We start from the raw sequence: 21,714 nt of genomic DNA on the forward strand, positions 1-21,714 counted from the left end.
TAATCCCTTCTTATTAAGGTCTCTTATTTATATCGCTTGGCGTTGATCTCCTTTATTTATCAGTAGGTTATTAGGGTGGTTAACAGGATTTTTCATTTTTAAAAAGTTATCTATCCGATTTTAGCCAATGGGTGAGGTGTTGCTGTAAATTGCGTAATTCACTTTTGCAGTGCACGGCTATTTTAAGCTCTTTGGCGCGAGCGCGGGCAGTTTTGTCCAATTCATTAAAACTAATCAGCATGGCACGGCCTTGCAGGCCGCCGACCAAATCCCTCAAGCTGTCCAGTTTGTAAAGCGCATCGGCGTCTTTGTCTTGTTGATAGCGTTTGGTTTTGCATTCCATCAAATGAAGCCGGTTTTCTTTGATCAAGGCGACATCGATTTCGTTTTTTACCTCGTCTTTCCCTCCCGGTTTGCGATGAATGGTGATGTTGGCTGCGACATCCTGAATATCCAGGCTTTTTTTCAAGTTAAGGCACAAGGCATAGGTATGCAATTCAAGCCAACCGCCGTTAGCGATAAAACGGGCCTCCTCGTCAGCAAAACTCAGCTGTTGCCCATTGATTGAACAAAGCCCCGCGCATTCAAACAGTTCTATCAAGTCCCACAGCCGGGCTCTGGCGGCAGGACTTTCTTTGATGGTGACTGTTAATCGGGGCTTGTCTTTGGCTTCATACGCTAAAAAGTTGAGTGTCGTCAGTTCAATGGCGTAGCGGTCAATATCGGTCAACAGATTTTGGGTGAGGAGTCTGACGGGTTCCGGTACACCCAAAACAGAGGGAACAGTGACAGACTCGGCGCCATAGGCCATCAGGTAATCCTTGATTTTCAGGCGATTGGCCAATTCGACCGGCGCTTGCCGAGGCGTTACCCAGATGAGCCGGTCTTTTTCCGGATGCACATAAAAAACCGGAAAGTCGTCGCTGCGAAAGGCTTCGTAGGCGGCAATACTCATCAACTTGGTGCCGCCTGTGGCATTTAGGGCTATGTTCCTATTGGGGTAGTCCGTCAGGATGTCCAGGACCTGATCACTGATCATTGCTGCATCCCAGGGGTCTTCAACCGTGTGACGCTCAACTTTGATTCCGCGCGGTTTGAGGATGGCTTCCAGCGCAATGCTGCGTTTCTGCATGTCGGTGCTGACCAGCATTATCACTTTTTTTACGCCCAAGCTGTCATCCAGCAACGGTGTCAGGTTCGGTATCGGTTGGGCAGATACCAGGATCATGTGGGTGGTGAGGGTCATTGGGTTTCCGAAATAAATTGGTACAGTTGGGCATCGATCGTTTTTAACAGTGTTTCTTTTTCTCTTCCCGGCATAAAGCTGTGCACAAAACCTTGTTTGATTATAGCCAGGACGTCCCACTGACTGAGTGCAGGGTCTGTCATTCTGGCCGCCGCCAGGTATTCATCGGCCAAAGTGGTCCGGCTTATGCCCGGATTATCTGTACACAGGGTCAGGGGTAAACCTTTTTGCCAGAGCTCAATCAGTGGATAGGTTGGATAGGACTGGCTTTGTGGATAGTGGGGATCCCGGTAACCGACTACTTCGCGATTGGAGGTAGGACACAACTCCAGGCAAATGTTACGGTCTCTGAAGCGCTGCGCTAGTTTGTCATTGTCATTGAGCGTCAGACCGTGACCGATTCTATCTGCGTGCAAATGATAGGCGGCCTGCCAGATCGATTCCGCCGACTCCCCTTCCCCCGCATGTATGGTAATGGGGAGACATTCTTTAAAAGCGTCGGTAAACAGGGGCGCTAATTGTTCCGGCGAGGCCTGTTTTTCATCACCGGCTAAATCGATGCCGGCAATAAAGTCGGGCAGAACGTATTTGGCTTGAACGGCCATGGCGATGGTGGTCTTGAGTTTTTCCGGCGGATCGCGGCGGTCGGCTATGATAATAAAACGAAATATTGGTTGTCTTTGTGTTGTCAAGCTTGCGAGTGCGCTTTTGAGTGCCTGGTAAAAGTCTGTTAAAAATCGTAATCCATCGCCGTATTTTTGAGGACTGCCGCGTAACTCGACATAAGCCAGACCTTCGGCAACGGCTTGTTGAACGATGGCTTCCGCATAGGGTTTGATGGCAGCAGGATGACTGAGCAAGGCGGAGCCGGACAATTCACCGGGGCGTTCGTAGGCGGCGAAACCATAGGCACTGTTTTTTAAGGCGAGTCGCGGCCCGGTCGCCTCCCAGAGGTTGTATTCCAATTGGTCGGTTTTCGCATGGGTCAATAATGCCGCCGAAAAATGGCTGCGTTTGTCCCTTTTTTTTATGGTGTCGGGCCATTCCATAGGCCATTTAGGGCTTTCCAATAGAGGTTTGCACTGCTCAAGCGCGTCATTTTGTTCGGCGCCGGTCATCGCTTGCCAAATGGCTTGAGCGACCTGCCGCTGTGCGGGAAGGTTCAGGCAACCGCCCAGATGACGGTGTAAATCGGCTTTGGGCAGCTTAATCAACCAATCACGGTGTTGTTCGCCCAGTTGCGTTGTGCGGAGTTTATTGATCTGTCGGGGCGGCAGGCGGTATAAACTGCGCCAGTTTTCATGCCGTTCATCGCGGCTGATGTCTTGTAAGTAATTGCCAAAGAGGCGGCTACTGGCTTTTTCGCGTTTACTCAGCTCTGTGGTTAACTGATTCTCGCCGGTAAATTGTAAAGCTTGATTATCCTCCGGCAACAATAATGGATACAGGTCCGTTTCTATTGGGCCGGTATGATCGACAGTAATATCCAGAAGATCACTGCGAAGCGTATGTCCGGCGATCAGCGGAGTAATCAGCTGGGCTAATTCGGCCCGTAATTGTTGAGCCAGCAACTGAGGCTGAGGTTTAAACAAGTCTGAGTTTATTAAACGGCTATCGTCGCTGATGACATGCAGTAAAGCCTGACAACCGAGCAAGCTGCCTGCCCATTGCAAGTCGGCACTCATGGTTTTGCGGCCTCCTGCCAGCGAAAGCACCACTTGCCCGCCATTGGCGTGAGCATGTGCTTTAAGCCCGGCACGGACAATCAATTCACGAATATGTTCGCACTCTGCCTGGCTTGCGAGCTGATCGGTGTGCGCAGCTTGCCAAATCCTTAATATCGGCGGCGCATTCAACGCCTGTTGCCATTGTTGCAACAGGTCCAAGCTTTGCTGAGTTTGCTGACCTTGTGTGGTACACACCCAGATTTCATCAGGCGCCTGGAGCTGGCAACTGTTTTTAAGCGCCTCCAGGTGGTCTTTCTGCGGATGGTTTTGGTAGAGAGGCAATTTTTCCGGCGCTAAAAATGCGTAAGCCTCAGGAATAACGGCCCAACTGGCGCCCAGGGTGCAAAGGAGGATGTTTTTGGTCATGGGGGTTTTGTCGCCTTTTTAGATTGTTCCTAACTTGTGTGTTCGTCTTTAGGCGGCAATTGTCAACTCAACTTTCAAGGCCATGACGTGAATTGTTGGGTTGCGAAAAGCAGGCAACCCAACTACTGTTGACGTAACGCTTCACCCAGATCCATTTGCAAAGTAATTAATTCCATATCGAGCCATTGAAGCGGCAGATAAAGTCGGCCTCCATGATTAGTCCTGAAGATATTTCAGCACTTTGAGGCTACGCTCTTTTAGTTTGACTTTTTGTTTATTGTCCCCGGCAAAATCCGGCATCCATTTGCCTGCCAGCTCCATCAATGCTTTTACTTTTTCGGCAACCCGTTTGGCATCGTCATTTTGCCAGCGGCCTTTTTCTAACTCTTGTAACAACCGCGTATCGTGCTCCTGAACTTGAATTGGTTTTAGGAAGGTTTCAATTTCCTGCTCGATGGGGCTAAGGCTATCAAGGCGTTGCTGTTCTGCTTGTTGTTTTAACAGCAATTCTTCGGCTTGTTTTTGCTCAGCTTGTATTTTTCCCTCCTCTTCTCGCTGCCGTAATTCGGCTTTATCTTTAAGTCCATTTTGTTTAGTTAATTGCTGCTGCATCCAAGCGGTTAAATCATTGTTGCTGTTTTCCAACCAGTGTTGAAGCGGACTATCCGGTGATTTCGGATCGATTTCGACTAATACCCAGCCGAAAGGAAGTAAACCCTGCTTGTTACTAATGTCATCGGCAGCCAACCACCAGGTTTTAGGTTGACTCTCTTCTTTAGGTCTTTCGCCACGTCCTTGCATAATTTTAATTTTACGCACACCATTTAGCGTCAAAGCTTCAGCACCGCTATGGCGGCCGATCCGTAGCAAAAACGCATCACCCTCATTTAACCGTTTTAATAATCCATTTCCCAACAAGTGTTCAATCTGATTTTGCCATTCAGTTTCAAGGTAGTTTCGTTCTTTCATGGCCTGTAATTCTTGCCAGAATAGGCCCATGTAAAAAATATTACAGGCCTTGGCGATTTCTTTTACTGTCCAATGTAAATGTTGCTTAGGTAGTTTGCGATCATCTTGTGGCACAGATTGAGTATTGTGCAGGGTTAAACTTCCGGTGAAACTCTGGTAATGATGCGGAGCAACACATTCTAGGAGTTGATAGAGATTGCTGGCTTCGGCTTGCGATTTGACCACTATTCCATCTTTTGTAACTAACTTGCGTTTACGGTTAACAGCAAATTGCACTTGGCAGGCCGGTTTTTCGGGATTTCCTTGCCAGCTGGCATCGCCGATCGAAACCAACCTCATGGGATCGGTATGGAATTTACCGTCGGCAAACAGGCGTTGCTGAATTTGCTGATTACGCTCTTTACGATCCTTTCCGTCATTGTTCTGGTCTAGCAACGCGGTGCGAATCGCCCCTTTAATACTGCTACCCGGCAACAATGGACAACCGTCAACCGGGTTATAAGAGGTACGATCAATTTCCAGCTTGTTAATTACCCTTTTGCCTTGACCTTCATGTTGGGCGGTCTTGCCAATGCGTTTTTCATACAGGGCTTTGACTCCACTTGCAGTAGGAACGGGCGGCTTAGCAAAGGCCAGTAACTTTTCCCTATGGTTATGAAAAAATGACTGTACCTTAGTCAGCATTGCGTCATCCGGTTTACCATTGACAATAGTGAGCAATTGCTTTCCGTCACTGCTACTTAAACCGGACAAAGCTGCTTGACTGTCAAAGCTATATAAGGCTCCAGCTTCGTCATCTATTATATAGTTACCCGGCTCATAACTTTCATCAGCACCAATGTGTAAAGGTGACAACGGAGTGTACTTAAGGGTGTAGTGGTTCAAAAAATGTGTCATTAACATTCCTTGGCTTTTAAGTTGATAGCTATAAATGGGGCATAACCTTGATGTACTGTTGCAGGCAGTGTTTTGGATAATTCGCCGTTGCCGCCTATGCCTTGGCCGATAAAGCCCAAAACGTTAGGTTTTGCGCCCAATACTGCAGCGGTTTGTGCTAACAAAATCGGATTTTTAAACGGTTTTCCTTCCTGGTGTACCGCTATATCTCCATGCCGGCCAAAACGTGTGAACAATTGGTAAAAACTTTTCTGTCTATCAAAGTTCAATCCTTGCGGTGCACAGGGTGCAAGTGTTAAACAAGCATTGGTATCAGGTTGTGCTGGCAATGGTTTTTCTTGAAAATCTACAATTTCAAATTTTCCCAGACCGATACTGGCATCTTTACCGAAGCCAAAATCACCAATATCTGTAAGACATTTTTGAAAATCTTGTGCACTCAATCGATCAGTGTCCAGTAGCACGTATATTGTCCAACGCAAACTTGGAACGAACCATTCCTGCTCGATACTATAAGGCGCAAACCCACCGTCACCAGTCGTATTGGACTGGCGATTAATCGTATTATGCGGTTGTGGATGTGTTTTGCTAAGGGAGCCAAAGGTTTTCTTGTCGGTTGAATAACTCTCCGCTAGTTCGGCTGTACTCTTGGCTTGACACAACCATTCCGAGACCGGATGTTCGAAAGCTGCAACAGGTAACCAACAACGTTTCTTGATGGCTTTACGGTCTTCCCCGTCTATAGATTGATAAAAAACACTGGGTAGCTTGGGTAAAAGCACATAATCAGCAGGAAAAGCATCGGAAATCACGGCAAACGGCTGATTTTCCGTATAGCCCATCAAACAATTCTCCAGGTAAGCCTCACCAAGTCGATTGCGAACAGCCCAACATAGTTGCCCAAAGAGCGTGTCGCCCTTTAACGGCGTAGCGAAAGCCGATAACGGAGTCAGTGTCACGCAGAAGCTTTGCATCAGGCGACCTCTTGCAATTTGAGGTCTTGTCCATCCAGCTTAAGGTCACGGAAGGCGATTTTGCCGTAACCACGCGAACCGGAACCGCCCAGCCCTGTGAGCTCTAATAATTTAAGCCCAACCAGAATGGTATCAGTCAGATCCTCATCATCGTGAATCCGGATAGTCAAATTAAAATCAAACTTGGCAGTAGCCGGAACGCGCTCTGTATTTCTTGGATGTTCCGCAGTACCTTTAATACGGTCAATGGTATTTTCCATTTTAACTTCCGTGAGCATCAGATTTTTCTTATCCATTATTTCGACCCAATTTGGATCGAGTGAACAATCCCAGAATGCCAGTCGGCTCGGGCCTATTTCGGCCAATAAATCCTGTGCAATATCGCCATCGGGAGCCCCGCCAAAAAGTTTTATCAATGATTTAGCTTTATTGAGTGTATTACCGTCTAGCTTTTTGAGGTGCTTAAAGCTTAAGGGTTGGCCATCTGTAAGTCCGACCACACCCAACTGCCACTCGAGCAAACTGCGCATTTTGCCTTTGATACTGGAGCCGGGTATGTAAGGCTGTTGAGTTATCGGGTTTGTAATTACAGGATTATCAGTGCCACCGATATGAATTTCTGTGTTACCGCTACCGATATGAAGACCACTTAGGAGTTCGATTTGGCCGGTAAGTTTTTGGATTTTGGTAAGTTGCATAAATTAGCCTCGAGTCAGTTTGGGCGTTCTTGCTTATAAAAGCCCATGAAGGCTTCCATAAACAATTTAAAGGTGTGCAATGTTATTGGACAAATGACTTGCTTTAATCCGTTATTCAGTAAGCCGACAAAATTATGATCCACCAGTTTTCGGCCTTCTGCATAAGCGACTTTAGCGTTTAACATCCGAATAAAAGGCAAATATTCATCGAATTTTTCCGGGTGAAGCAGTACTTTGTTATCCCATAACACTATTTCGTCATAGAATTTTCTAAGTTGAGTTGCTTTATTGACTCGGTCACCCCCGCTGGCAACCTGTTTTGCTGCGTTTTTGGCAATTCCGTTGAATAACTCCGGATCTAATTTTTCGTCGGACTTGCTGAGCTTGATATCCATGTAAATCTCCTTTGTTTAAAGTAATCTCAATTTTGATCGTTCGATAATGTCAATCACGCTGCTGATACAAATGGCAAAACAACGCAACCCGGTAGTTACTCCCATGTCGAATTATGCCGGAATTGGCAATTTCCTCAGCAAGTTCTACTTGTCGACGTTTGCGCTGTTCTTTGTCAAGCTGCTTATTACGTTCGAGCATACGCACGGTTCGGTAAGCAAAATAACTATGCCATATGGCGTTTTCAGGCTTTTCACTAACCTTTTCGGCCATATCAATCAGGTTAAGCAAACCATAGACATAGCCTGTGCTTAAATTCATTTCTTGGCTGAGTTCATGCAAACGGATTCTACGAGTTTCCAATGCACTAAATTCCTCCCACAACATATGCTGATTAAAACAACTAACGGCATTCTTCGGTGCAGGCATTGTTTTATTTGGGTTGTATGATTTTGCCATTTCTAACGATTTTTCAGCCATTTCCCCAAGCTGGCTTATGGGTAAACCCGGTTTTGTTGTGCTGATGCCCGCTGAAAAGTGTACTTCTGGATTCCCGGCTACGTAGTCTTGAAAAGCTTGTCGCATTTTGCTGGCTAATTTGATTTGCGAAAGCCACGGGCCGATCAAAAAGAAATCGTCGCCACCGGCAAATACGGTATAGGTGTTTGAGTATTCCGTTTTACAAAGCCAAGGTAGATAAACCGTAAAAAAAGCGTTGATTTGCCGGGATAACGCAGCGGTTTTGCTAAAGCTGACGTCGTCACCTAAACCGGATTGAAAGATCATCCCAAGATTATCGACATCGCCTTTTAAAGTGGATAGCGCACTGATGCCTTGCCATTGATGATTTTCTTGTAATGTTTGATCTTCGCAAGCAATGTGATTAAGGGTCTTAGCTTCACCAATGTCCAACTTTTCTTCTCCCGCATATTTACCTAATAAGGCCTCAGCTTGAGCTTTGTCATTGAATAAAGGCACATAGGCATTGATAGTCCGTCGGGCATAACCATTCCACAAAGCTTTATCAGCCGATTGTGGCAAAGAAAAATCCCAGGCTCTGAGTAGGTTACCGTTTTGGGCTTGTTCTCCGAATTTACCTTGACCACCTTCTGATTCTGCAAAGCTTATATGATAGCCAAAGACTGGTATTTTTAAGGCGCTGGGCATCCCCAAGGATTGGCGAGTAATCAGTATTCGTTCCCTGCGTGTTAACCATTTCCCTGTCTCAATTTGATCATTGGCAAGCGCACTAATATAAGTGTTGATATCGAGCTGTTCTGTCGCGGGTGATCTTCCGTCAATTTTGCAGACCCCCTTTTCATTATCAAAACTGTCAAGGAAGTCACTGAAAACTAGTGGAACAGATAAATCACCACACAGATTTAGTCTTTGGTTTTTGATAAACTCCAGTTGTTCAAACAGCTTTTTAATCAATTGTTTATAGGGACTGTCTGTGCCTTTTTTACCACGACGAAAGTCATTGCAGGACGCCTCTGTCCAAGCCAAACCAACGCCTGCTTGTCCCCAACTTTGCTTTAAAAACCAACTATCAAGCTCCTGTTGTACCTGTTGTATTTTTTTAATGGTTACCGGCGTATTAGGCGCCACGATCATGAATTTACCCGCAGCGTTGATGACTTGGCTGGTGGATGGCAAATCCAAAGCATCCAGGACTTTTAAAGCGGCACATTCGCTGAGCAATGAGATGTAAAAAGAGCGGCCACGCAAAAGTTTGGCAGCACGTTTGTTAGTTTCGCCACCGCTGGCGAAGATGAAATCCTGAATACCAAAAAAATCACCTTGGATCAGCAAAAACTTTTTATCTTCCCAACTTTTTTCCTGGGCTTTAAGGTCTTTTGCCGCCTCACCGTCAGTTTGCTTAAGTTCATGGTGATATCGCCACAATGCTGCCGCTAAAGCGGCCGCAACTCGGGAATGGTCGTATAACGATACATCCGGGCGAATATTAAACGCGGTTGCCGAGGGGATTGCTTGGGTATAAACGCCCCATACCGTTTCAAAATGATCCAGCCATAATGACCAGTTGTTGCGATGCGATTTAGGCATCAGTTTTAATGCTTCAGTAAAGCCTTGCCATAACTCTTTATATTCTTTTTGGGCAGCTTTATCGTCATTGCCTTCGCATTCTGCGCTCTTTACTGGAAAGATACTGTCAGGTGATAGGGGCTTAAGCTCATATCGGTAATTATATTTTTGCTCGGCTTTGCTATTCAGGCGAATTTGCTCGAACAGCGGCAACTGCCTTGCGGTGTAATGGTTTTTGCCTGTTTCCGTGACATCTTCCCCATGGTTATATTCTTCAAATTCCTCACGATCAAAACCGGATGCTACTCGATCCGCTGTAGCGATAATCCATTGCAAAAAGGTTTCTGGCTTATGGTGCTTAGCGGCAGCATTGATAAACGAATCATCCACATCATTGGTTTTCCAGGAACCGAACGGGGAAAAATCTGCACCCTTTAAATCGGGCATGCAGTCTTCTATCAAGTCCATTGCCAAGCCGGTATAAGCGGCGTGGACATGGCTAAAATAGCCTTTATCATCGATATATTTTTTGCGATGCGGACAATAAAGTTGTTTGTTGGCATCAAGCGTTTCTTGATTAACCGGTATTTTGGCACGTTCGGCAAATTTGCCTAGATCATGTAAAAAAGCCGATAACGCGATGCGACTCGATTGTTCAAGCAAAGGATTGATACTCATCCGTTAATCTCCTGTTGATAGTGAATCTGTTCTTTTTGTAACGTTATTTGGTAGCGGGTTTGCGGCCTTCGACCCACCGGGATAATAAGATAGGCCTGCGCTGCTTGATGCAGGTTTGCTTTCAGGATTTTATTGATCCGTGATTTGCGTTGTTCAAAAAAACTTTTGCTCATGCCGTTTTGCAAATGACTCAGCGTCCGGTCGACGCCACCGAGCTCGCCATTGATCGCACGGTAATGGTTGAGGTATTCGGCTGCATAATCGCTATCCGGTGCGCCATCGCTGGGACAGGTAGGTGCCATTTGATCGGTCTGTTGTCTGTGCAGCAGCCATAGGTAAAATGACAGATCCGCTGGCGACAGCTTGATCCGTTTGCCATTGGCGATAAGCTCTCTGGCTTTGACGGCGATGATCAAGTGAGGTGGATTGAGCGCTTGTTGGGCCATGGCTACCGAGGAACTGAAGCTGCTTTTTCCTTCCAGCAGAGCTTGATCCAGTCCGTGCCTCAAGCGCACAAAGGCAATGTCGGCGAGTATGACTTCGGCATTTTGGGTATCCAACGGTTTACGGCTTGGATCATTGCCGTAAATAACCTGAGAATACGGTGTGGGATAGTAGAATTGGGGATGGGATTCGTAATCGGCGGACACCAGGACATGGCTGAGCCGGTCTTGTGGTCGGCCATATAACGAAAGCGCATAGCCCGCGTAAAATCCCATGGTTTTCCGGCCTCCTGCAATGGAAACATGCAGTGTGGTATCGGGAGCTTCGGTCAATTGTCTAATCCACTCGGTGATGCCGTCCGCCATGGCTTGGTTATCGGCTTGGCTGCGAATATCGGTTAAGGGTGTTCTGTCCGCTTGTTCGAGAACATGAATATGTTGTTCGGAAAATGCCGGTTTAGGCAATTGATAGTCATCATAAAACCGCCCAAGCCAACCATCGTTGATCAAGGTAAGACGCGCACGTTGATAGCCTTCGGCAGTGGTTAATATGTGGATTGCCTCCGGTAAGGGTTCGCCTTGTTGATGCAGTGCAAACAAGGTTTCTGTAACCACTTGAGGGCTGAGTCCGGTGACAGCAAGTAACTGATTTTTTGTAGTCATCCCTGTATTATTTTCCATTAGCTTGTGAGGGTAGTGGCTGGCAAGTTTGTCGATTTTATAGAATAAGCGCCCATGCCCATGCTTGTCCCCTTCCCTACGTGCGTCCATTGACCTAGCCAAAGATAAGGCCAAAATGCTTCGAGGTTGTGCATGTCCAGTTCAACGGTGCCTATCAACCCCCCCATGTTCATTTCGGTTTGTTGCCGCGATGAATAGCGCGTCCAATCAAACCATTGCAGGTTTTGCTGGTTAAATTGGACTGTTTTGGCTTGGGCGCTCAATCCGGCAAAATCTGTTTCCAGTGGCGTGTCGGTATGAAAATAGCTGATCATTGAAATGCGTCTTAGCAATGTGCTGAAAAATGCGCCAAAGGTAAATTGCCAGGATACAAGATTTTTATTAGCCTGTTTGATACGCAATGGGGTATGAAACGTGATGACTATCTTTGAAGGCATGGTCGGTATGTGCGGATGCACTGGCGCTTGCTGCGGTTTGAGTTCATTGTTCTCATAGATGGTTTGGCAGTGGTCTGTAAGACTGATGTCGTCGACTTTTTGTAAGTTGAATAGTTGTTGGTGACCGCCAATCCCTGAGCGTCCAGCTGTTTGCAAGGCATGAATGAAATAAGGAAAATAACGCTGACCGTGTCCGAACAGGATGATGTCCAACTCATAACCAGAGGTGGCTGATGTCTGCGGAAACTGTAATACGAACGGATGCGGTGCGGCTGTGTATTTGCGCATTTTTTCGGCATTCGCTGAGGGCGGTGTTTCAAAAATATAGCTGTAAGCACAGGCATTTTTAAGCAGGCATTGGTTGCACGGTGTATTGCGCACCACGCAGACGGTTTTTTTTAACGCATGCCCGAAAGCGCCGCGCCAGGCAGAGCCCGGAAATCGAGGTAAGTTGATAGGGGAATCCACATCGAACTTAAACCGGTATGCTTTTATGGGGATGACAGGATTTGAAACGGACATAGTGAAAACCTCCTTGTGATAATGTACAGAATCTAGCAGACAAACTCATTACTCACAAGCTTGTCATAACCGAAAATGCTTGAGGGATTCAGTAGGAAAAGCTGGCATTCTTGTTGTTGGTGAAGTCGGTGGCTCCTAAGAATAACTTTCCGTTGCAATATCAGGCTACGCAATAATTTCCAGGGCTCGGCTGTTGTTGATAGAGTCAGTATGATTGTGTTAAAGCCCTGAAACAAAGCACTTGTTAAATTGGTTGACCTCATTTTTTGGGTCATGGCATTGGGCGTTAGCCTAATCCTTCCCAAAGAACATATAAGTCGAATCCAAGTGACGTGTTAACACACTCTATTTTTTGCGACCTCAACATTGCCGAGGCGTTAAAAAATAGCCGCTTAGATTCAACTCATAAGTATTTTTAACATCTGCTCTCTCGTCACTTATAGCGGTTAATAATATGGGTTTCCTGATGGCAATGATGCCAATAGATTTTTTGGCAAACACGATATAACGTCCTGCTGCACTCTTTCCGGAATATGGCTGAGAACCAATGACAACGCCAGAGCATTAATATCGCGATCGGTAAATTTGGATTTAGCCATATTAAGCCCCCAACAAACGATCCGGCAATTTGACTCAATGTAACCAATAGCATTATCGATTCGATCAATTGAGGGAGAATAGAATGAGCGTTCACCAACTTTACCGGCCTCATAGGTTTTAGTTTTAATTGGCAGTCCCGAAATTTCACAGAAACCCTTGTCTAATTTACTTTTGAACCAGGCTTCTGAAATATCGAACACTAAGTTTCGCTTTTTTGCTGAGGCTTTTGTCGATGCTAAAAATCTTTTGTGGGGAAATTTAATATAATATTCGGTAATCAATCGTGATTTGATAAGTTTGTTATGCGCTAATTGTGCGTTATATTCAACGGCACATTTATGTGAGCAGTATTTTCTGAAACTTCTGGTTCGAACATAGGTATGGGGTTTTCCACACTTTAGGCAAGCGATAGTAAGCGTTTCATAGGTCATGACAAGGTCTCCAATACTGTGATAATATCCCTAGAAGAATAATACTTCCTGTGAAGAACATTCTACAATAATAATTGTTCCTGTCAAGAACATTTTGTGACTAAATAACTTATGCTTAGATTTAAATTGAAAGAACTTCTTGCCGAAAAGTCCTTTAGGGAAGGCCGCAAAATAACACTGGAGGAGGTTTCCAATGTGACGGGGGTCAATAGAACAACGCTGTCAAAAATTAATAATCCATTAGGTCACAATACAACAACCAATAATCTTGATTCGCTTTGCAAATTTTTTGATTGCCAAATCTCTGATTTAGTCGAATATGTCGCTGATAAAAATTAAAGTTTGGAACTTTGTGGGGTTGAATTCGCCGGGTTATTCAGTTTTGCTAATCTCCGATTTAATTCCGAAAAACTCATCCAAGTGAGCTCGGTCCCAGCCGCATATCCCCTCTGAGATTTTTTTTGGCGGCGGCAGTTTGCCCTGCCGAACATAACGCCATGTGGTTGTTCGGGAGATTCCATAAATTTCCTGAACATCTCTTGAGCGAATAAATGTTAAATTTTGTTTCATCTTGTGTTCTCACAGAAAAATTGACCCGCCAGTCATTGTTTCGGCCTTTGAGTCGGACTGGTCCGGCACTCCTACTCTCACTCGATTAAATCGATTGGTTTAGGTTTGTAACTCAATTTTATCATAATGATTTTTTATCCCGGATCACCCCAAAATCTTATATTGACTTTTGACGAGCTCCTAAGCGATTGAAATAAAAAGACAATTACCTTAAGCGCACGCATTAAGTCAATTTATTGGATTTGATTGATAGAATATTTTGGAGGGGTATGCGGAACGGGTTCACAAAACGGAACATCGATAAACCGGACTACGAAGAATACTCAAAAATAGTTGTCAATGGCCAACAGAATTGAGCCAATACTTGGTTGATTAAAACGACCACAAAATCACCTTTAAAACTGATGGACTGTTTTGTCATATGATTTATGGATAGGGCGATCAATTCTTAGTGGCAAAGTTAGATCGATCAAAATTTCCTGAATAGGCCTTCCATTGTTTCAGAAAGTTTCAGTTAATTTGTTACCTATGTGTTACCTAGGAATAAAAAAAGGCCTTGGTAAAAAACCTAAGGCCTTGATTTTATTGGAGCTGGTGATGGGACTCGAACCCGCGACCGGCTGATTACAAATCAGCTGCTCTACCAACTGAGCTACACCAGCAAAGAAGCTGTGCATTATACAGAACTTTTTTATGACTGCAAACCCTTTTTAGGGTTAACTTTTGATGCATGTTTTCGGGACCAATGCGCTGGTTTTTCCTGAAAAATAATATCCGGCAAGGCCAAGCCATTCTCTTGTGCCGTAAACAAATTGCTCCAGATGCTCTGCAAAAGCAAAGTCTACTTTTACCTGCTGCGATGGTGTTGTCCAATGATCCACCGGATAAGCCGTTACAGGCCAATCAACCTGGCAAAATACGCCAACCGCTCGCGGCATATGAGAAGCACTGGTGATCAATAACCAGAACTCGCCAGTCTTCGGGTTTACTAACTGCTTGGTTAATATTGCGTTTTCGTAGGAATTTCTTGAATTGCTTTCGAATTGAATGCTTGAAACATCCAAACCCTGTTGTTGAAAAAGTTGCGCCGCGATATCCGCTTCTGATTTTTTTAACGCTTTCAGGCCACCCGATCCTCCTGCAAATACCCGTTTTGCCTCGGGATATTGTCTGACTAAACGCATAAACGCTAAAGCACGTTCAGTGTAAGCCTTGAGCTCAACTTGTTGCCATTTGATGCTGGCTTCGATTTTTTCATTGCCTCCTAACATGATGATGCCGTCAATATGATCAGGCAAAGGAGGATTAACCGGAAACGTTGATTCAAGGGGATCCAAAAGCCATTGACCAATCGGCATTAAGGCGATCAACCAAAAAATCAGCACGCAAGCCGTCAGCAATCCACGCGCTAATTTATAACGACCCAACCAAAAAAGAACACAGGCCAGAGTTACGGCAAAAAGCAAAAGGTGATCGGGTGAAACAATTGCCCAGATCAGTTTCGAACACCAGAAAAAAATTGTGTCCATGAGGGCGGTATCAACGCACCCAATAATCGAGCACAATGCCTATAAACACAACCAAACCGAACCAGTTGTTATTTAAAAACGCCTTAAAACACTGGGATTTTTCGCGTTTAAAAATCAACTGTTGCTGATAGATAAAAAATCCGGCCCCTGCACATACTCCCGCATAAAAAACCCATCCCATGGCTTGCAAATAGCCTACCGTCAGCAGCAAACTGATGATGAGCAATTGAAGCCCACCCATAATTTCTCGGTCTTTGTCACCGAACAAGATTGCGGTCGATTTTACGCCTATTTTAAGATCATCCTCTTTGTCGACCATTGCATACATGGTGTCATACACCAGAGCCCATAAGATAACGGCGATGTAGAGTACCCAGGCTGTTAGCGGAATCGCTTCAGTTTCTGCGGCATAAGCCATAGGCACTGCCCAACCGAAGGCTATTCCCAAATAGGCCTGAGGCAAGTGAGTATAGCGCTTCATAAACGGGTAACTGGCAGCCAGAAACGCACCGCCAAAAGAAAGCCCTATGGTGAGCGTATTTAGCAGTAACACCAAAGCGAATGCGCAAAGGCTCAACATCACAAAAATAATCAGGGCTTCTTTGGTGGTAACTTTACCGGCGGCAATCGGGCGCAGACGAGTCCGTTCCACATGAGGATCAAAATCGCGATCCGCATAATCGTTGATTACACAGCCTGCAGAACGCATCAGCACAACACCCGCGCAAAATACAAACAGGATTTTTAGATTGGGACTTCCTTCACTGGCAAGCCATAACGCCCATAAGGCAGGCCAAAGCAGTATATAAATGCCAATCGGTCTATCGAGCCTGGCTAGCAACCAGTACTGTTTCGCTCGCTCTTGAATCTGCTGACTGTTCACCGGAATGTCCTGTTTATTGATGCGTTGTTCAATTGAAAAGGTGTCCCGCTTTTACTGGCATCGGGAATAAAAATGGTATTATAGCGTTTTAATATTCCGTTATGTTTGCACTATGAACGTAAAAATCTATCACAACCCGCGTTGCAGTAAATCACGTCAAACCCTGCAATTACTGCAGGATAAAGGCCTGGATATTGAAATCATTGAATATTTAAAAACACCTCCCTCTACTTCGGAGCTCGACGATATTCTAGAAAAGTTAAACATGGAACCGCGTGAGCTCATGCGAAAAAGTGAAGCGGAATACAAAGAATATGGCCTGGATAATTCGAACCTGGACCGCCAAGCCTTAATAGATGGTATGGTTGCCAATCCAAAATTGATCGAAAGACCTATCGTACTGGCCAACGATAAGGCGGCAATTGGCCGACCTCCTGAAAATGTTTTAACTATTTTATGAGACTTGCGCCCTATTAGGTTTCAAACAACCTGCTCTTTTTTATCGCTGATAGCGTGTAAACTGTTTTAATTTCATTATTATGAAACCCTCTTTTTATCATTCGATAGCCTTAGCCGGTTTTTTTGGCTTATTCGCTTTACTTATGCTTTGGCCAACTGTGCTGACTGAAAGCAGCCGATTCCCAGTGGCAATGATTCTTTTATTAAGCGTGACGCCTTTACTTTTACCAATGCGCGGACTGCTGCACGGCCGGCGAAAAAGCTGCGCGTGGGCTGCTTACATCAGCCTGATCTATATTATTCATGGCACAGCTGAAGCCTATGTCAATCCAGCCGAACGCTCACTTGCCCTGCTTGAGATTCTGTTTAGCCTGATGCTGTTTATGGGCGCGACATTTTATGTTCGGGCACTGAAATCGTAAGCAAGAATAATGGTCGAGCAAATCCCTTTAGCATTTGAACACAGATTAAGACCTTCGTTTAACAGCTTTTACCCGGGTAAAAACCAGGAAGCGATCAATCATCTGATTCAATGCGTATCATTTGAAGGAGAACAGCAAATTTATATCTGGGGAAACTCAGGGCTTGGCAAAACCCATTTAATGCAAGCCTGCTGCCTGCTGGCGGAAGAACAGAAAAAAACGGCTTTCTATTATGAATTTATAAATCCGGGCTTACCCGACACCGGTTTATTAAATGGCCTGGAAGAATATGAAGTGGTTTGTTTTGATAATATTGACGCCATTGCAGGCCACACAGAGTGGGAGCAGCAATTCTTTAATTTTTACAACCGGCACCGGGATAATGGTTACAGGTTAATCCTGTCCTCAAATTGCCCGCCTAACTGGCTGACGATTGAATTGCCGGATCTTAAGACCCGTCTCAACTGGGGATTGACCCTAAAATTGCAGACCCTTACCGACGAAGAGATTATATTGGCCTTGAGCTTCAGGGCGAAGCAATTAGGTTTTGATCTGTCTCCGCAAGTCGGCCGATTTTTGTTCAACCGTTATGCAAGAGATACGGTTACGCTATGGCAATTACTGATTGAGTTGGACCATGCCACACTGGCTGCAAAACGCAAGCTGACCCTACCGTTTCTGAAACAAATCCTCGGCAAGAATGACCTCCCCTAGAATATTGATCATCGGTGCCGGCGCCATTGGCGGATTTTATGGCGCTTTACTGGCAAAATCCGGAGCAGATGTTGCAGTTGTCTGCCGTTCAGATTACGAGACTGTCAAACAGCAGGGGTTTAACATCCATAGCCATAACCTGGGGGATTGGATATTTCGGCCCAGTCAGGTTCTAAGACAGGCAGGCGAATATTCGGGCACAGCTGATTATGTCATTTTATGCACTAAAGCTGTGAAACACATCGACGGACCGGCATTGATAAAACCCGCCGTCACTAAAAATACGGTCGTTGTCTTCATCCAAAATGGCGTCGAAACCGAACAGATAATGCATGAAGCCTTCCCCCAAAATGAAATCATCAGCGGACTTGCTTTTATTTGCAGCAACCGCCTTGAGCCAGGGAAAATCTTACACCTGGCCTACGGCAAACTGGTTTTAGGCAATTTTCCGGGCGGGATTAGCCCTAAAACAAACCGCTTATGCGAGTTGATTAATCAAGCCGGCATGACCTGCCAGTCTACTGAGGACATTGTTACAGCACGCTGGCAAAAATGCATTTGGAACGCGCCGTTTAACCCCTTATCAGTATTATCAGGCGGCTTGGCAACTCAGGAAATACTGGGCACCCAGGAAAAGCTGGTACGTGCGATTATGCAGGAAATTGTCGATATTGCCCGCGCCTGTGGTCATGAGCTACCGGCCGATATCATTGATACCAATATCAAAAACACCTACGCGATGCCACCTTATAAAACCAGTATGCTGCTTGATTTTGAACGCGGACAGCCGATGGAAATCGAAGCAATTATAGGCAATGCAGTTCGTGCAGGGCGTAGGGAAAACGTCGCCATTCCTCACTTGGAAACTGTTTATGGCTTATTAAAACTGCGCGAACTTCAGTTTAATCTCACGCATGAAGCTTCACCAGGGCAACAGTGATCCGTCATATTTAATGAACTGACCAGACTGCTCGGCAGAAAAGTTTTCGATTATTTTTCGCATACCAGCCACACTTTGTTTTGCATCAATCAAACCCTGAGGTCCACCCATATCGGTTCTGACCCATCCGGGATGCAAGACCAACACACCGATGTCTTTGGCTTTCAGGTCCAATGAAAGGCTTTTCATCGCCGCATTTAAAGCCGCCTTACTGGAGCGATACAAAATACTGCCGCCGCTGGTGTTATCCGCAATACTCCCCATTTGACTGGTGATTGAGACCAGCAGTTTTTTTCCGCCAAGCTCCAATTGGGATAAAAATGCTTCTGCCATTTTGACCGGGGCCAAGGTATTGATTAACAGAGTTTGCTGCCACATCTGATAATCCAAGTCGCCAAACCCATGACCCGCCTTATCACCGTAAATACCCGCATTATTGATCAGCACATCAATTGAGCGGTGTTTAAGCTGCGCCGAAAGCGCATCAATTTGATCAAAAGACATGACATCCAAAGCCTCAATCGACAGATTGAGAAACTTTTTGCCTAATTGATTCAACTCGGCTGCCGTTTCAGGATTTCTGCAACCAGCGATGGTGTCCCAGCCTTCAGCCGCGAATTGAGCCGCAAATTCAAGACCCAAACCCCGATTGGCTCCGGTTATTAATACAGTTGACATAAATAACCTCAGATTAAATCTATAAACTACAAAGTGCGCCCTTAAATTGGCGCACTGAAAATTATGCCGTCAGTTTTCTATATCCGGTACTGTAATAGAGTATAGGGTCACCTTCGCGGCAAACAACATTATTCACTTCACCCACAATAATCCAGTGGGTACCTGCTTTGACTTTCTGCAGAACACGGCATTCAAGTGAGGCAAGGCTATCATCCAACAATGGCATACCCTCTTTACCCTGGCTCCAGGATACATTTCGAAAGCGATCTTCCTGGCTGGCTTTACCGGCAAATTCATTAGACACTTGCTCCTGTTTTGCCGTTAAAATATTAACCGCAAAATGCTGACTCTCTTCAATACCCTCTCCTGTATCCGCCCTCTCGTTAATACAAACCAGTACTTGTGGAGGATCCAGTGAAACACTGGAAAAAGAGGTTGCCGTCATGCCTTGCAATCCAAAACGCTCTGATTGCGTGGTAACGACTGTTACACCACTGGCCCAGAGTTGTAACGCATTTTTAAATTCACTTGCTTCAACAGTCATGTTATTTGCTTTTAAATGATGTGTTTAACAGAGCTTGGCGGTATTTGCCTTCAACCGCAATACCTGCCAACTATCAGTAGCTGGAAGACCCTGACGATAATCGAGGATCAGGCGATGCTGAGTAAAGCATCACCTGAAGCCGCCGGAAAAGCTGCTCATGATACTATAATTCGACGAAAGGGAAAAACTCAGAGTATCAGCGCTTCTCCTTGGCAAACCAACCCATGACAAACAAAGTGATCAATCCACACCAGAGCAGAATCGGAACCAAGTAAAAATAGCTCTGATAAAAAGTAACCGGAGGAGTCTTCAAATAAGGTACTTGATACAGCCCTGTCCATTCCTCATGGATAGGTGAGCGTTCCAGTATCTGCCCGGTTGCCAGAGAAACCGTAGATATTCCGGTATTGGTAACCCGCAAAACCGGCCGTCTGAATTCAACACCTCGTGCCAGCGTCATGTACATATGCTGATAAGGCTCCTGCCAGGTGCCGTACCAGGAATCATTGGTCACATTAACAATAAATTGTGCTCCCAATTGAGCTAAACCAAGCGAGAATTTAGGGAAAAGGCTCTCGTAGCATATTTGCGGACCGATTTTAAAGTCATCCAGTTTTAGCAGTGCTGTAGGGCCTGCGCCTCTTGCAAAATGACCGGTAGGCGGAAGCCATTTACGGATATCCGGGAACCACTGCTCTCCCGGAATATACTCACCAAAGGCCAACAGAATGGTCTTGCTGTAATGTGGCGCAGTCAACTGACCGTTGCTATCCAGCGCAAATAAAGAATTAGTCATCAATCGCACTGACCGATCAACACTGTAAGCCCCTGTAATTAAGGCCTGTTGACGTTCTTTCAGAAACTGGCTCAACGCCAACGGATAGTCATTAAACTTAAATTCATCCCCCAGCAAAACTGGAAAAGCCGTTTCAGGCCATAACACAAAATCAACCTTGTCTTTAGAATTTACCAGAGCCTTATCGGTCAGGCGAAGGTGGCGTTTAAATATTTCCTGGGTATATCCCTCACCCAATTCGGCCGCCATTTTTTCAGAATTGCCTATATTGGCTTGCACCAATGCCGCGTTTAACGAAGCATCCGGAGCCGGCACCCGGCTTTTCAACCATAAGCCGCCCGCATTCAATAATACAAACCCCCAAACCACGGCCATCAACGTCAGTTTTCCGGTCCGGTTGGTACGGTTTATCCAGGCCCGGTAAAAAGCCAGGTTAGTCAACAAAGTTAACGCGCTTAAACCACTAAACCCAATATATTCAGCCCATTGATAAAGGGGTACACCGGCACCAAACCAGCTGTATCCGAAATTCCAGTCAAATAGCGTCAAGGAATAAAATTCACTCAAGGTCGTCAGCATTGCCATCATGACCAGCGAAAGACGCGCAGCCGGGCTGAATCGGCGTTGCCATAAAAACCAGAATAAACCCGCTATTGGCACAAACAAATGCGCTATCAAGCCATAGATGACCATGCCAACCAAAGACAAAGTCCAGTTAAGATGCGCAAACTCATGAAGCAGGTGGGTGACCCAGTTAAAGCCAATCAATGTAAACACAAACGAGGTGACCATGCCTCCCAACACCACATTTTTCAGGGTTGACTGTTGCATCCAAAATAGCCATAACGGCACAAAACCAAACAAGGAAGCCCAAGGCGGAAAAGGAATATAGCTGGTTCCGATAAAAATTCCCGACAATATCGGAAGCCACCATTGACAGCGCTGTATCGCTTTAAAATTCATAATCACACTTATAAATGAAAAAAATCTTGCCGATTATCTTACATGCGCAAAGTGAACGCCGAATCTTTTAATACTGAGGACCATTAACGGTCCAATACCCTTAGGGGT

21 protein-coding genes, 1 tRNA gene and 1 CRISPR repeat array (1 of these 23 only partly in view) are annotated in these 21,714 nt (G+C 45.4%); of the genes, 5 read left to right on the top strand and 17 right to left on the bottom strand.

Annotation, left to right across the window (positions count from 1 at the left end; genetic code table 11):
• A CRISPR array of direct repeats spans nt 1-33; the repeat unit is 37 nt (it extends 3,056 nt beyond the left edge of the window).
• 73 nt (nt 34-106) lie between these two features.
• The 10 genes from GO003_RS18730 to GO003_RS18775 all read right to left on the bottom strand — a co-directional run bounded on the left by GO003_RS18730 (nt 107) and on the right by GO003_RS18775 (nt 13,108).
• A complete protein-coding gene (locus GO003_RS18730) occupies nt 107-1,246 on the bottom strand; it encodes a Card1-like endonuclease domain-containing protein (protein WP_159659265.1) in 1,140 nt (379 codons plus the stop codon).
• Entirely contained in the window at nt 1,243-3,339 is a 2,097-nt protein-coding gene (locus GO003_RS18735) for a CRISPR-associated ring nuclease (RefSeq protein ID WP_231089082.1), read from the bottom strand. Before GO003_RS18735 ends, GO003_RS18730 begins: the two co-directional genes overlap by 4 nt.
• Nucleotides 3,340-3,555: 216 nt before the next feature.
• The gene (locus tag GO003_RS18740) at nt 3,556-5,205 is read right to left on the bottom strand and encodes an RAMP superfamily CRISPR-associated protein (RefSeq protein ID WP_159659317.1); all 1,650 of its coding nucleotides are present in this window, start codon (nt 5,203-5,205) and stop codon (nt 3,556-3,558) included.
• A complete protein-coding gene (csm4, locus tag GO003_RS18745; RefSeq protein WP_159659316.1) occupies nt 5,205-6,179 on the bottom strand; it encodes a type III-A CRISPR-associated RAMP protein Csm4 in 975 nt (324 codons plus the stop codon). The genes GO003_RS18740 and csm4 overlap by 1 nt, the downstream gene beginning before the upstream one ends.
• Nucleotides 6,179-6,877 (bottom strand): type III-A CRISPR-associated RAMP protein Csm3, encoded by a 699-nt coding sequence (csm3, locus tag GO003_RS18750; RefSeq protein ID WP_159659315.1) that lies wholly within the window; start codon nt 6,875-6,877, stop codon nt 6,179-6,181. Before csm3 ends, csm4 begins: the two co-directional genes overlap by 1 nt.
• A gap of 14 nt (nt 6,878-6,891) precedes the next feature.
• On the bottom strand, nt 6,892-7,272 hold the full coding sequence (gene csm2, locus GO003_RS18755) for a type III-A CRISPR-associated protein Csm2 (protein WP_159659314.1): 381 nt from the start codon (nt 7,270-7,272) through the stop codon (nt 6,892-6,894).
• Nucleotides 7,273-7,321: 49 nt separating this feature from the next.
• Nucleotides 7,322-9,994: a type III-A CRISPR-associated protein Cas10/Csm1 gene (gene cas10, locus GO003_RS18760; protein WP_159659313.1), complete on the bottom strand. Its 2,673-nt coding sequence runs from the start codon at nt 9,992-9,994 to the stop codon at nt 7,322-7,324.
• The gene (gene csm6, locus GO003_RS18765; RefSeq protein ID WP_231089083.1) at nt 9,991-11,100 is read right to left on the bottom strand and encodes a CRISPR-associated ring nuclease Csm6; all 1,110 of its coding nucleotides are present in this window, start codon (nt 11,098-11,100) and stop codon (nt 9,991-9,993) included. Before csm6 ends, cas10 begins: the two co-directional genes overlap by 4 nt.
• 17 nt (nt 11,101-11,117) lie before the next feature.
• On the bottom strand, nt 11,118-12,077 hold the full coding sequence (gene cas6, locus GO003_RS18770) for a CRISPR system precrRNA processing endoribonuclease RAMP protein Cas6 (RefSeq protein ID WP_159659312.1): 960 nt from the start codon (nt 12,075-12,077) through the stop codon (nt 11,118-11,120).
• A gap of 446 nt (nt 12,078-12,523) precedes the next feature.
• Nucleotides 12,524-13,108 carry a hypothetical protein gene (locus GO003_RS18775; protein ID WP_159659311.1) on the bottom strand — a complete coding sequence of 195 codons (585 nt, stop codon included), beginning with the start codon at nt 13,106-13,108 and terminating at the stop codon, nt 12,524-12,526.
• Nucleotides 13,109-13,219: 111 nt separating this feature from the next.
• Between GO003_RS18775 and GO003_RS26670 the strand changes: the two genes are divergently transcribed.
• On the top strand, nt 13,220-13,447 hold the full coding sequence (locus GO003_RS26670) for a helix-turn-helix domain-containing protein (protein ID WP_159659310.1): 228 nt from the start codon (nt 13,220-13,222) through the stop codon (nt 13,445-13,447).
• Between the two features lie 33 nt (nt 13,448-13,480).
• Here the strand turns inward: GO003_RS26670 and GO003_RS18780 are convergent, their stop codons facing one another.
• The 4 genes from GO003_RS18780 to ubiA form a co-directional block, all read right to left on the bottom strand.
• Complete coding sequence (locus GO003_RS18780) at nt 13,481-13,678, bottom strand: helix-turn-helix transcriptional regulator (RefSeq protein WP_159659309.1); 198 nt, start codon at nt 13,676-13,678, stop codon at nt 13,481-13,483.
• A gap of 586 nt (nt 13,679-14,264) precedes the next feature.
• A tRNA-Thr gene (locus GO003_RS18785) sits at nt 14,265-14,340 on the bottom strand.
• A 54-nt stretch (nt 14,341-14,394) separates the two neighbouring features.
• A complete protein-coding gene (locus GO003_RS18790; protein WP_159659308.1) occupies nt 14,395-15,207 on the bottom strand; it encodes a YdcF family protein in 813 nt (270 codons plus the stop codon).
• A gap of 10 nt (nt 15,208-15,217) precedes the next feature.
• Complete coding sequence (gene ubiA / locus GO003_RS18795) at nt 15,218-16,090, bottom strand: 4-hydroxybenzoate octaprenyltransferase (RefSeq protein ID WP_206444818.1); 873 nt, start codon at nt 16,088-16,090, stop codon at nt 15,218-15,220.
• Nucleotides 16,091-16,202: 112 nt separating this feature from the next.
• Here ubiA and arsC point away from each other — a divergent pair, with 112 nt between their 5' ends.
• The 4 genes from arsC to GO003_RS18815 all read left to right on the top strand — a co-directional run bounded on the left by arsC (nt 16,203) and on the right by GO003_RS18815 (nt 18,625).
• Nucleotides 16,203-16,550 (top strand): arsenate reductase (glutaredoxin), encoded by a 348-nt coding sequence (gene arsC / locus GO003_RS18800; RefSeq protein WP_159659307.1) that lies wholly within the window; start codon nt 16,203-16,205, stop codon nt 16,548-16,550.
• Nucleotides 16,551-16,629: 79 nt separating this feature from the next.
• Nucleotides 16,630-16,971: a DUF2069 domain-containing protein gene (locus GO003_RS18805; RefSeq protein WP_206444817.1), complete on the top strand. Its 342-nt coding sequence runs from the start codon at nt 16,630-16,632 to the stop codon at nt 16,969-16,971.
• Nucleotides 16,972-16,980: 9 nt separating this feature from the next.
• Nucleotides 16,981-17,685, top strand: coding sequence for a DnaA regulatory inactivator Hda (hda, locus tag GO003_RS18810; RefSeq protein ID WP_159659306.1), 705 nt, complete (start codon nt 16,981-16,983; stop codon nt 17,683-17,685).
• Nucleotides 17,672-18,625 (top strand): ketopantoate reductase family protein, encoded by a 954-nt coding sequence (locus GO003_RS18815; RefSeq protein WP_159659305.1) that lies wholly within the window; start codon nt 17,672-17,674, stop codon nt 18,623-18,625. The genes hda and GO003_RS18815 overlap by 14 nt, the downstream gene beginning before the upstream one ends.
• Here the strand turns inward: GO003_RS18815 and GO003_RS18820 are convergent.
• From GO003_RS18820 to lnt, 3 genes are all read right to left on the bottom strand, one after another.
• A complete protein-coding gene (locus GO003_RS18820) occupies nt 18,608-19,303 on the bottom strand; it encodes an SDR family oxidoreductase (protein ID WP_159659304.1) in 696 nt (231 codons plus the stop codon). The two genes, GO003_RS18815 and GO003_RS18820, sit on opposite strands and share 18 nt — an antisense overlap.
• 61 nt (nt 19,304-19,364) lie before the next feature.
• Complete coding sequence (locus tag GO003_RS18825) at nt 19,365-19,847, bottom strand: flavin reductase family protein (RefSeq protein ID WP_159659303.1); 483 nt, start codon at nt 19,845-19,847, stop codon at nt 19,365-19,367.
• 196 nt (nt 19,848-20,043) lie between these two features.
• A complete protein-coding gene (gene lnt, locus GO003_RS18830) occupies nt 20,044-21,606 on the bottom strand; it encodes an apolipoprotein N-acyltransferase (protein ID WP_159659302.1) in 1,563 nt (520 codons plus the stop codon).
• Between the last annotated feature and the right edge of the window lie 108 nt (nt 21,607-21,714).

This window comes from Methylicorpusculum oleiharenae, assembly GCF_009828925.2.
Classification (GTDB): domain Bacteria; phylum Pseudomonadota; class Gammaproteobacteria; order Methylococcales; family Methylomonadaceae; genus Methylicorpusculum; species Methylicorpusculum oleiharenae.